Origin of the sequence: Kitasatospora sp. NPDC059088, from assembly GCF_042738155.1 — a bacterium.
Taxonomy (GTDB): Bacteria; Actinomycetota; Actinomycetes; order Streptomycetales; family Streptomycetaceae; genus Kitasatospora.
On sequence record NZ_JBHYGR010000043.1, the window covers coordinates 24,378 to 33,993 of the forward strand.

The window sequence follows — 9,616 nt, forward strand, 5'->3', positions numbered from 1 at the left end:
GGGGGCTCCCCCCCCGCGCGGCGGCGCGGCGGCGGGGGGCCGGGGGGGTGGCGGGGGGGGCGCGGCCCCCCGCGCCCGCCCCCGGGGCCCCCCCCCCGCTGGTCCCGGCGAAGATGACGTCCTCCATCTTGCCGCCGCGCAGGGACTTGGCGCCCTGCTCGCCCATCACCCAGGACAGCGCGTCCACCACGTTGGACTTGCCGGAGCCGTTCGGGCCGACCACGCAGGTGATGCCCGGTTCGAAGCGCAGGGTGGTGCTGGAGGCGAAGGACTTGAACCCGCGCAGCGTCAGACTCTTCAGGTGCACGCGGCCGGTCCCCTCATTCGCTCACGACGGGAACCGACTGTATCCGCAGTCCGACACGACGAAGGGACGCCACATCCGGGCGTCCCTTGCAAAGCTGCGTCCCTTTCGGGGCGGCTCAGTGCACAGCGGCGTCGATCTGGGAGGACCGGGGCGGGGCTCAGGTGAGCGCCGGCTCCCGCTGGTCCAGATCGATGCTGTTGAGCAGCGAGTGCTCGTCAGCGACAGCGGTGAGCGCGTCGTTCTCAGCCTGCATCCGAAGGAGCTCGGACTCAAGATCCTGGACGCGCTGCTGAAGCCGTCGCATCTCGGAGAGCATTCGCGGGTCGGGGCCGCCGACGTACCCGAGAAGCGCCTTTGCCATGATGAATGGTCCTCCACGCTGAGTGACCGAACCGGAACGGTACAGGTCTAGGGGGAAGGGGGACGCACGCGCGGCGCGCACCGGAAGTGCTGGCTGGGCACTACGGCACAACCGCCGTGAGCTGGGCTCACGAGAGCATGCGCCTGCCGGGGAACGCGATCGTGTGCGCGGGCTTCAAGCGTCTCACCAAAGACGGAAAGGGTCAACACGATCACCGCACGCTACCGCGCCCCTGTCACCTGCCCGGCGGTGTCGTCACGCCTGGGGGTCTCGGGCCCGGGTCCACCACGTGCTCGTGGATCATCGTTCGATGCGGAGTCAACCACGAGTCTGCCCGAATGGCAACCGTATGACACCGACGGTTGCCGATCATTTCCGGGGCGCGGCGGCGGCGCCCCGCGGGGAGACGGCTCAGCGGATCTCGAAACCCTCGTAACCTGCGCCGACGGCGGTCCAGATCTCCGTCACGCCGCTCACCGCGCCGGGCGTGTCGGGGCCGCGCAGCTGGGCCAGCAGCTGCTCGCAGTCGGCGGCCAGGCCCTCGGCCACCACCTGCACCCGGCCGTCGCCGAGGTTGCTCGCGTAGCCGGTCAGGCCGATCTCCAGCGCCCGCGCCCTGGTCCACCAGCGGAACCCGACCTGCTGGACCTTCCCCCGGACCCAGGCGGTCACCCGGACCGGTTCATCACTGTGGGCATCGCGACCGTGCATGCCCCCGACCCTAACGGGCCCCGGGGCAGGTCACCGCTCCAGGCCTGCCGGGGACGGCGAACGGCCCCGCCGGTCGGAACCGGCGGGGCCGTGGGGATCGCGGACGGATCAGCGGATCAGCGGGTCACCAGTCCCCGCCGCCGCCGCCGAAGTCGCCGCCGCTGCCACCGCCCCAGTCGCCGCCGCTGAAGTCGGAGGCGTTGAAGTCGGCGCCGGTGAAGTCGCCGCCCTCGTACTGGTCCTGGTAGCCGCCGTGGCCGCCCTCCATCATCGGGGCCGCCGCGTAGGCCGGGGAGCTCATCATCGAGCCGAGCATGGTGCCGACCAGCAGGCCGCCCAGCAGGCTGCCTCCGCCGAAGCCGCTGTAGTACCCGCCGGCGTACGGCGCGTAGGCCGGGCCCGCGTTCCAGTACGGCTGCGGGCCGTGCTCGGTGTCGACGGTGCGCACCGCCGGGTCGAGGCCGGCCGCGACGCGGTCCGCGTCGGCCTGGCAGACCGGGACGGGGCGGGCGGAGCCGCCGGCCGGGGCCCAGTCGACGTCCTTGACGGACGGGCCGTGCCGCGGGTCCATGAAGCACGGGGGGCGCCGCTCGGGCAGCGGGCGCTTCTCGCGCCGGGCGGCCAGGGTGGCCAGTTGGAACCGGCCCTCCTCGATCGCCTCGGTGACCTGCTTGACGTCCTCGGGCTTCTTCGCCTCCTCCATCAGCCGCTTGGACTTCTCGTACGAGTCCAGGGCGTGGCTGTAGTCGGTGCGCTGGGCGTCGTCGGCGTCGGCGGCACGCGGGTTGAAGTCGAGCCGCTCCAGCTCGACGCCGAAGGCGGTGATGTCCTCGTCGACGACGCGGCGCAGCTGCTCCAGCTCGGCCCGGGCCTGCTCCTCCTTGCGCTTCTTGGCGCGGCGGAAGAGGAAGAAGACACCGGCGCCGGCCAGGGCCAGCAGCAGGACCGGGATGATCACCCAGGCGATCGAGGTGCTGCTGTTGACCCCGCTGCCCTTGGTCTGCGGGGCGGCCTGGTCGACGAAGTCGTTCAGGGTGGCGTTGATGTCGCCCTTGTCGGCACGGTGGACGGCGCCCGCGATCCGGCTCGCCGCGCCGGCGCTCATCGCCCCGCGGTCCGAGTAGGCCAGGAAGTCGTCGTTGCCGTGCCAGACGGCGTAGACGCCGTCGATGCCTACCAGGGTGCGCAGGTCGGTGCCGATGGTGGCCTTGTTGGCCGCCTCGGGGACGACCGCGACGAAGATCGGCTTGTCGGCCTTCTCGATCTTCTTGGTCAGGGCGTCCGCCTGGGCCTGACTGAATCGGTCCTGCATCGCCGGGGCGACGTAGACCTGGCCCTTCTTGAGGGTGGCTGCGGCGTCGCTCAGACCGCCGGCGGCCGAGGCCGCCGGGGCGAACATGAGCAGCGCCCCGAGCAGCGCCGCCACCAGGGCAAGTGGCCCGGCGCCCCGGGAACGTCGTGCAAGGGTTCTCATAACCCCCGACGCTACCGTGACCAGCGGCGGAGCACGCCATACCCTTCGCATACTGGTGATGACAAGATTCCCCGCCGTCCGGCCGGACGGCTCCCCTTCTCGCGGATGACATTTCCCCGAGTCGACCCCGATACGCGTGGGGCGCGGGAACCACATGAGGCGGCCGGACGTACGTCCCGGCGGGCCCGGGGGCACCGTGGGGGCCGCTCCGGCCCGGTGCGAGGGGGCGTCCCGACCGTACCGCGCGACGGGGCAGACTGTTCCCGGACCGCCGGTCCCATTACTTCTTCTTGACCCAACTCCCGATCGGAGCGCTCGGTGATCATCGGCCTCGTCACGGCTGTGGCGGCATCCGCCTGCTACGGCACCGGCTCGGTCCTCCAGGCCGTCGGATCCCGCCGCTCGGCGCGGGAGGAGGCGGCCAAGGGCGCCGCCGGCTCGACCACCGGGCACGGTGGCCCGAGTCTGTCCTCCACCGCCAAGGCCGCCGTGACCTGGGAGTTCATCACCGGCACGGTGCTCGACCTGATCGGCTTCGGGCTCGGCGCGCTGGCCGCGCGGCTGCTGCCGCTGTTCCTCTCCCAGACCATCATCAGCGCCAACCTGGTGATCACCGCGGTGCTCAGCATCAAGCTGCTGGGCATCCGGCTCAAGCAGTTGGAGTGGGCCTCGATCGGCGTGCTCTGCTCGGCCCTGGTGCTGCTGGCGGTCTCGGCCGGCCCGGAGGGCGGCCACCACGCGTCGATGGCCTTCCACTGGGGGCTGCTGATCGTCACCACCGTGCTGCTGGCCGGCGGCAGTCTGCTGGTGCGCCGGATGGGCTCCAAGGGGGCGATCGTCGCCGGTCTGCTCTCCGGCCTCGGCTTCGGCGCGCTGGGCGTCGGGGTGCGCGTCCTGAACGGCGTGGAGCCCTTCGACCTGGTCCGGCTGATCTCCGACCCGGCGCTCTACGCGATCCTGGTCGGCGGCCTCGGCGGCATGTACGTGCACACCGTGGCGCTGCAGATCGGCTCGGTGAACGGCGCCACCGCCGCCCTGGTGGTCGGCGAGACGGTGCTGCCCGGCGCGATCGGCGTGCTCTGGCTCGGCGACTCCTCCAAGGCGGGCCTGGGCTGGCTCGGGGTGGTCGGCTTCCTGCTCGCGGTGGTCTCCGCGGTCGGTGTCGCCTACTTCGGCCAGGACACCCACGGCAACCCCGGCGGGACGCCCGCCGACCGTCCCGAACTCGCCCACAAGTAGCGGCGATCGGCCCCCGCTGCGTCAGTCCCCGCTGTGTCAGTCCCCGCTGCGGTCCCGCGGCACGCGCTGGCAGCGGGGGCAGAAGTAGCTGGACCGGTTCATCCAGGCGGCCCGCCGGATCGCGGTGCCGCAGCGGCGGCAGGGCTCGTCCTCGCGGCCGTAGGCGTCGAGGTCCCGGGAGAAGTAGCCGCTCTCGCCGTTCACGTTGACGTAGAGGCTGTCGAAGCTGGTGCCGCCCACGGCCAGCGCGGCCGTCATCACGGCCCGGGCGTTGGCCAGCAGCAGTTCGGACTGCGGGCGGGCGAGGGTCGCGGTCGGCCGGTCGTAGTGCAGCTTCGAGCGCCACAGCGCCTCGTCGGCGTAGATGTTGCCGACGCCGCTGATCAGGGTCTGGTCGAGCAGGGCGCGCTTGACGGTGGTGCGCTTGGCACGCAGCGCGGCGACGAAGGCCGCGTCGTCGAAGCGGGGGTCGAGCGGGTCGCGGGCGATGTGCGCGATGGAGAGCGGGGTGCCCTCGGCGTCCTCCTCGGCCTCCTCGACGGCCAGGCCCCCGAAGGTGCGCTGGTCGACGAAGCGCAGCTCGCGCCCGCCGTCGGCGAAGCGCAGCCGGACCCGCAGGTGGGTCTCGTCCGGCACCGCCGGGTCCTGGACGAGGAGTTGGCCGCTCATCCCGAGGTGGCCGATCAGCGAGGAGCCGGCGCCGGGGCCGCCCAGCGGCACCCAGAGGTACTTGCCGCGGCGCTGCGCGGCGCCGAGGACGGTGCCGGTCAGCCGGTCCGCGAAGTCGGCCGCGCCGCCGGGCTGGCGGCGGACCGCGCGCGGGTGCAGCACCTGGACGTCGGCGACGGTGCGCCCGGCGACCCAGTTCGCCAGACCTCGGCGGACGACCTCGACCTCGGGGAGTTCGGGCACGGGAACAGGCCTCCTGCGTACGACGATCCGGCAGGAGGCCAGGCTACTCGCCGGTCAGGCCCCGGCGGGCAGCCGGTCGGCGTACTTCTCCTTGATCGCGCGCCAGGCGCTCTCGGCGGCCTTCTGCTCGGCTTCCTTCTTCGAGCGGCCGACGCCGCTGCCGAAGTCCTCGCCGGCCACCCGGGCCGCCGCGGTGAAGGTCTTCTCGTGGTCCGGACCGGACTCCATGACCACGTACTCGGGCACGCCGATGCCCACCGAGGCGGTGAGCTCCTGGAGGCTGGTCTTCCAGTCCAGTCCGGCACCCAGCTGAGAGGACTCCTCGATCAGCGGGTCGAACAGTCGGTGGACGAACTCGGTCGCCGCGTCCAGGCCCTGGTCCAGGTAGACGGCCCCGATCACGGCCTCGACGGTGTCGGCGAGGATCGACGACTTGTCGCGGCCGCCGGTTCCCTCCTCACCCTTGCCGAGGCGGATGAAGGTGCCGAGCTCAAGGCCCCGGCCGACGTCCGCGAGCGCGCGGGAGTTGACCACCGCGGCGCGCAGCTTGGCGAGCGTGCCCTCCGGGACGTCCGGGTGGACGCGGTAGAGGGTGTCCGTCACCACCAGGCCCAGCACCGAGTCGCCGAGGAATTCCAGGCGTTCGTTGGTGGGCAGACCCCCGTTCTCGTACGCGTACGAGCGGTGGGTCAGGGCACGTACCAGAAGGGCGCGCTCGAGCGTGTACCCGAGGCGCCCTTCCAGGACGTCGTATTCGGTCGAAGCCGGCCCACCGGCCTTGCCGCTGCCCGAAGAACCCTTCGAGGCAGAGGACGCCTTGCGGGTGGAGTTACCGTCCGACATCGATCCGTGCACCCCGCCGATCAGACCGAGAGGACCTGGCGGCGGTTGTACGTGCCGCAGCTGGGGCACGCGATGTGGCCGAGCTTCGGCTCGTGGCAGCGGTCGCACGCCACGAGAGCCGGAACAACGGCCTTCCAGTTGGACCGACGGTGGCGCGTGTTGCTGCGCGACATCTTCCGCTTCGGAACAGCCACGGCTACTTCTCCTGGTTCTCGGCGGCACCCTCACGGGTGTCGCTGTTCTTGATCCCGTCACCCTCGTCGCCGGGGGCGGCGGAGAGTCCCTGCAGAGCCGCCCACCGGGGGTCGGCGGCGTCGTGGTGGTGCGCCGGGTCGTCGCTCAGGCGTGCTCCGCACTCGGAGCACAGGCCCAGGCAGTCTTCCTGGCACACCGGCTGCAGCGGCAGTGCGAGCACCACCGCGTCACGCAGCACCGGCTGGAGGTCGAACAGGTCGCCCTCCAGGCGGTAAGTCTCTTCTTCCGAGTCCTCGTCGAGGTCCTCGGTCCCGGTGGTCCGGGCGCGGTGACGCTCGTCGGACTCCGGGTAGTAGTACAGCTCCTGGAAGTCCACGTCGATGTCGAAGTCGACGGGCTCCAGGCACCGGACGCACTCGCCCTCGACGTGGGCGTCGGCGGTGCCGGTGACCAGCACGCCCTCGACCACGGACTCCAGGCGGAGCTCCAGCTCGATCGGGCTCTTCTCCGGGACGCCGATCACGTCGATGATCCCGAAGCCCTCGGGGGCCTCCAGGGTCCGGCTCACCTTACGCATCGAGCCCGGGCGACGGCCGAGCTCGTGCGTGTCGAACACGAGGGGGTCGCGGTGGTCGAGGCGGTTCAAGGTGTCCTGACTTCCATAGGGATCAACGCCGTGCCCCCCGTCACGCGCCGGCGTTGCGAGGGCAAGCCGACAGCCGGACATGGGGATGCCGGAGTGGTCAGACTACCGGAGTCTCCCGCCAGGCCCAACTTCGGTCCCGTCGGGAGGCTCCGGGGCGGCCGCTCAGCGGCCGCCGAGCTCCCTCAGCCTGGTCATGTCGATCATGCTGGTGTCGAAGAAGCTGGTCTCGTCCAGGTTCTGCTGCTGCTGCTGCTGGTGCGGCACGGCCGGGGGCAGGGCGGGCTGCTGCGGGTAGGCGTAGCCGTCGTACGGCTGGGCCGCGTAGCCGTCCTGCTGCTGGGGATAGCCGTAGGCGTCCTGGTGCTGGCCCTGGTGCTGGACCTGGTGCTGCTGGCCGTCGTAGTGGGGCTGCTGCTGGGGGTAGCCGCCCTGCTGCTGGCCCCACTGGGTGTTGTACGGGTCGCCCTGGCCGGCCGGGTCGAAGCCGCCCCCGTACACCTCGGCGTACTGCCCGGCCTGGTGCTGGCCGGTCTGGTGCTGCTGGTGCTGGTGCTGGTCGCCCTGGTGCTGGCCGGTCTGGTGCTGGGCGGTCGCCGCGTACTGGTCCGCGCCGGGGGCCTGCCAGCCCGCCGCGGCCGGGGTCTGCTCCGGCCAGGTCTGCTGCTGCGGGACGTCCTCGCGGTACCAGGCGAGGTCGGCACCGTCGGCGTCCTCGGCGAAGCCGGCGGCCACCGCCTCGGCGCGCTCCTTGGCCTGCTGGGCCTCGTCGGCGGCGGCCAGGTAGGCGCCCAGGTCGTCGATCGGCTTCTTGCCGAGCAGCTTGTCCCGGCCCTTGCCGACCGCCTCCAGGGTCGCGCTGAGCACGTTCTCCAGCATGGCGAGCTTCACGTCGACGTACTCGTCGACCTCGGGGCTCGGGCTGTGCCGCTGCGGCTGGAACTCCTCGCCGTCGCTCTCGGCCTCGACCTCGAAGCCGGCGTCGCCGCGCAGCTTGGTCCGGCCGCGGCCGACCGCGCCGAGCGTCTTGGTCAGCACCACCTCGAAGTTGGCGAGCTTGCTGTCCACGTAGTCGTCGGCCTCGGCACGCTGGGTGTCGACGTCGGCCCGGGCCTCGGCCAGGATCCGGTCGGCCTCGTTCTGGGCCCGGCGGACCACCTCGGTGTCGGAGATCAGCGAACCGCGCTCGGAGTGCGCGCCCTGGATGATCCGGTCCGCCTCGGCCTGGGCGTCGGCCACCACCTGCTCGTGGTCGGCCATCACCGACTGGGCCTGGGCGAGTTCGGCGGGCATGGCCGCCTTGAGGTCGTTGAGCAGGCCGATCAGCTCGGCCCGGTTCACCACGCAGGAGGCCGACATCGGCATCGAGCGGGCGTTCTCGACCGCCGCCACGATCTCGTCGACCTTGTTCTGCACGTCCACGGGGCTTCGTCTTTCCGTGTGCCGCCGACGGTCCGGCGGAGGCAGGCCCGGCGCGGTGGACCTCACCGCAGGGCAGGACTACAGACTGTACGGCCCCCGCGCGGCGAGCTCACAACGCCTGCGCCGAACCGGCCTCCACCGCCCCGGACAAGCCATGACGAACCGGCAGAAAGGGGCCCGGCCCGCCGTCCGGCCCTACTGCTCGGCCTTACGCTCCGCGATCCGCTCCACCAGCCGGCGGTGCACCGTCTCCGGCAGCAGGTGCGAGACGTCGCCGCCGTACGAGGCGACCTCCTTGACCAGCGTCGAGGAGAGGAAGCTGTACGTCGGCGAGGTCGGCACGAAGAGCGTCTCGACGCCGGTCAGGCCGTGGTTCATCTGGGCCATCTGCAGCTCGTAGTCGAAGTCGCTGACCGCCCGCAGGCCCTTGATGATCGCCGGGATGTCGCGCTGCCGGCAGTAGTCCACCAGCAGGCCGTGGTGCGACTCGACCACCACGTTCCCGAACGGGACGGTGACCTCCTCGATCAGGCCGATCCGCTCCTCGACGGTGAACATGCCCTGCTTGTTGCGGTTGATCAGGACCGCGACATGCACCACGTCGTACAGCTTGGAGGCCCGCTCGATGATCTCCAGGTGGCCCTTGTGGATCGGGTCGAACGAACCGGGGCAGACGGCTCGGCGCATGGCGTGTGTGCTCCCTCGTGGGGTGACGGCTGCTGCGGGCCGCGGCCCGCTACTCCTGATCGCTGGCCTCGGCGGCGGCGCGACCGTACCAGAGCGTGCCCTCGCCGTAGCGGCGGGAGCGCAGCACCTCGAAGCCCTCGGGCCAGCCGAACTCGCCGCCGCGGGTGCTGCGCTCCACGGTGACGAGTGCGTCCTCCGCGAGCCAGCCCCCAGCCGACAGTGTGATCAGCATCTCGCGCACCTCGTCGTCCGTCACCACGTAGGGCGGGTCGAGGAACACCAGGTCGTACGGGGTCTGCGGGGGCGGCCCGGCGATCACCTTCTCCGCCCTGGCCGCCCGGACCTCCGTGCCCGGCAGGCCGATCGTGCGGACGTTCTCCCGGATCACCCGGGCCGCCTGGGCGTCCGCCTCGACCAGCAGGACGTGCTCGGCGCCGCGCGAGAGCGCCTCCAGGCCGACCGCGCCCGATCCGCCGAACAGGTCCAGCATCCGAGCCCCGTGCAGGGTGCCGCGGAACGCCTCCAGGGTGGAGAACATCGCCTCACGGGCCTTGTCGGAGGTCGGGCGGGTGCCCCGGCCGGGCGGTACGGCCAGTCGGCGGCCGCCGGCCGCCCCGGCGATCACGCGGGTCATGGTGGTGGGAGGTCCTTTCGTCGCTGCCCGACCACGCTATCCCGCCCCGGCTGCGAGCGGGCAAACGCCGGCGAGCGGTGGATAACGACCGGGGGGGGGCCGCCGCGGGGGGGGGGGGCCGGGCGGCGCGCCCGGCGCGCCGGCCGGGCCCGGGCCCGGCGCCGGGGGGCCCGCCCCCGCCCCCGCGC

Annotated in this window: 12 protein-coding genes; 1 reads left to right on the forward strand and 11 read right to left on the reverse strand. The window is 72.3% G+C overall.

Translation table 11 applies throughout. The features are described from left to right. The 4 genes from ACFWXO_RS20605 to ACFWXO_RS20620 form a co-directional block, all read right to left on the reverse strand. The coding region (locus ACFWXO_RS20605; RefSeq protein ID WP_380525268.1) for an AAA family ATPase at nt 1–307 on the reverse strand (307 nt) is incomplete at its 3' end. 157 nt (nt 308–464) lie between these two features. Continuing rightward, entirely contained in the window at nt 465–668 is a 204-nt protein-coding gene (locus ACFWXO_RS20610) for a hypothetical protein (protein WP_030243474.1), read from the reverse strand. A 411-nt stretch (nt 669–1,079) separates the two neighbouring features. Then, a complete protein-coding gene (locus ACFWXO_RS20615; protein ID WP_380525269.1) occupies nt 1,080–1,379 on the reverse strand; it encodes an acylphosphatase in 300 nt (99 codons plus the stop codon). Between the two features lie 124 nt (nt 1,380–1,503). Continuing rightward, the gene (locus ACFWXO_RS20620) at nt 1,504–2,853 is read right to left on the reverse strand and encodes a hypothetical protein (protein ID WP_380525270.1); all 1,350 of its coding nucleotides are present in this window, start codon (nt 2,851–2,853) and stop codon (nt 1,504–1,506) included. Between the two features lie 318 nt (nt 2,854–3,171). On the opposite strand from ACFWXO_RS20620, the gene ACFWXO_RS20625 reads away from it, so the two are divergent. Next, on the forward strand, nt 3,172–4,092 hold the full coding sequence (locus ACFWXO_RS20625; protein ID WP_380525271.1) for a hypothetical protein: 921 nt from the start codon (nt 3,172–3,174) through the stop codon (nt 4,090–4,092). A gap of 36 nt (nt 4,093–4,128) precedes the next feature. Here ACFWXO_RS20625 and mutM read toward each other — a convergent pair whose 3' ends face one another. The 7 genes from mutM to rsmD form a co-directional block, all read right to left on the reverse strand. Further along, nucleotides 4,129–5,004 (reverse strand): bifunctional DNA-formamidopyrimidine glycosylase/DNA-(apurinic or apyrimidinic site) lyase, encoded by an 876-nt coding sequence (mutM, locus tag ACFWXO_RS20630; RefSeq protein ID WP_380525272.1) that lies wholly within the window; start codon nt 5,002–5,004, stop codon nt 4,129–4,131. A 54-nt stretch (nt 5,005–5,058) separates the two neighbouring features. Continuing rightward, nucleotides 5,059–5,847: a ribonuclease III gene (rnc, locus tag ACFWXO_RS20635; protein ID WP_350508254.1), complete on the reverse strand. Its 789-nt coding sequence runs from the start codon at nt 5,845–5,847 to the stop codon at nt 5,059–5,061. Nucleotides 5,848–5,867: 20 nt separating this feature from the next. Then, entirely contained in the window at nt 5,868–6,041 is a 174-nt protein-coding gene (gene rpmF, locus ACFWXO_RS20640) for a 50S ribosomal protein L32 (protein WP_030056747.1), read from the reverse strand. A gap of 2 nt (nt 6,042–6,043) precedes the next feature. Then, the gene (locus ACFWXO_RS20645; RefSeq protein WP_375891745.1) at nt 6,044–6,688 is read right to left on the reverse strand and encodes a DUF177 domain-containing protein; all 645 of its coding nucleotides are present in this window, start codon (nt 6,686–6,688) and stop codon (nt 6,044–6,046) included. A gap of 162 nt (nt 6,689–6,850) precedes the next feature. Then, complete coding sequence (locus tag ACFWXO_RS20650; protein ID WP_380525273.1) at nt 6,851–8,107, reverse strand: ATP synthase F0 subunit B; 1,257 nt, start codon at nt 8,105–8,107, stop codon at nt 6,851–6,853. A gap of 195 nt (nt 8,108–8,302) precedes the next feature. Continuing rightward, nucleotides 8,303–8,794 carry a pantetheine-phosphate adenylyltransferase gene (gene coaD / locus ACFWXO_RS20655; RefSeq protein ID WP_375891741.1) on the reverse strand — a complete coding sequence of 164 codons (492 nt, stop codon included), beginning with the start codon at nt 8,792–8,794 and terminating at the stop codon, nt 8,303–8,305. Between the two features lie 49 nt (nt 8,795–8,843). Beyond that, the gene (rsmD, locus tag ACFWXO_RS20660; RefSeq protein ID WP_375891739.1) at nt 8,844–9,428 is read right to left on the reverse strand and encodes a 16S rRNA (guanine(966)-N(2))-methyltransferase RsmD; all 585 of its coding nucleotides are present in this window, start codon (nt 9,426–9,428) and stop codon (nt 8,844–8,846) included. Between the last annotated feature and the right edge of the window lie 188 nt (nt 9,429–9,616).